Source organism: Actinomadura sp. NPDC048955, from assembly GCF_040649435.1.
Taxonomy (GTDB): Bacteria; Actinomycetota; Actinomycetes; order Streptosporangiales; family Streptosporangiaceae; genus Spirillospora; species Spirillospora luteofluorescens.
Genome location: NZ_JBEZJI010000204.1, coordinates 1 through 1,232 on the forward strand (window position 1 = coordinate 1; position 1,232 = coordinate 1,232).

The window sequence follows — 1,232 nt, forward strand, 5'->3', positions numbered from 1 at the left end:
ATAGCTCAAGCAACTGATGTTCATCAATCCCCTATACAAAATGTAAATGAGCAAGGTTTGAATTTAAGCTCACAATATGAACCTAAAGCAATGACAATTACCGATGAAAACGGCCAAGTACTTTATGATTATCGTGGAGAAACGTCATCAGATCCAGCATCAATTACGAAATTGATGACTCTCTATTTAACATTCGATGCTTTAAATAATGGAAAGATTAGTAAAGATCAAAAAATAAAAATAACATCAGATTATGAAAAGATGTCTACCTTACCTAATTTATCAACGGTTAAATTAAAAAAAGGACAAACCTATACTATAGATGAAATAATGAAACAAGTCTCACTAGCTTCTAGTAATCCAGCGACATTAATATTAGGAGAAAAAATAGATGGTTCAACTTCAAAATTTACAGATCGTATGAATGAAAAGGCAAAAAAGTTAGGCATGAATCATACCCACTTTACCAATCCCTCTGGTGCATCTAATGATTTGTTAAAACCTTACGAACCTAAAAAATATAAAGATGAGACAAAGACAAAAACAACATCTCAAGATATTAGTTTGTTGATACATAGTTTATTAAAAAAACACCCAGAGGTTATAAATTATACAAAGTTAACGCATGGTAAACAGTATAATCAAGACTTCGAAACCACTAATTTATCGTTAAAGGGAGAGCCCGAAGAATATTTAGGAACTGACGGATTAAAAACAGGAACGAGTGATGAGGGATATAGTATAGCTCTTACGAATAATCAAGATCATTTGAGATTAAATGCCACAATATTGGATGTTAAACCCTATCCGAGTGAACAAGCGAAGCATGTGAGAAATCAGATTGCGAATCACATGATAGAGGATTTAAGAAAAGAATATACGTACACAAAAGTGATGAGTAAAGGGACACATAAAATTGATGGCAAAGAAATAACAATGAGTAAAGATCTATACGATACTGTTCCAAAGAACAAGGATAAATGGTCACTCAAAGTCAATAAAGATAATCAAGTTTATGTATCTTACCCAAGAAAATTTATAAAGGGTAGTCATTACCCACATGTTAATGTGGATAAGATGAAGAGTAGTAATACCCACCACCCTTTTATTAACGGTATAAAGAATTTTTTTAAGTTCGTCTGCATCGTCTTTATTGTAGTTTGTATATTTCTATTCATAGTGAAGAAAAAAGGAAAATAAATATGATATAGAATTGGATTTCGTCAATTATA

General features: G+C 31.4%; 1 protein-coding gene. It reads left to right on the plus strand.

All coding sequences use genetic code 11. The features are described from left to right. The coding region (pbp4, locus tag AB0C84_RS46270; RefSeq protein WP_361079319.1) for a penicillin-binding protein PBP4 at positions 1 to 1,200 on the plus strand (1,200 nt) is incomplete at its 5' end. Between the last annotated feature and the right edge of the window lie 32 nt (positions 1,201 to 1,232).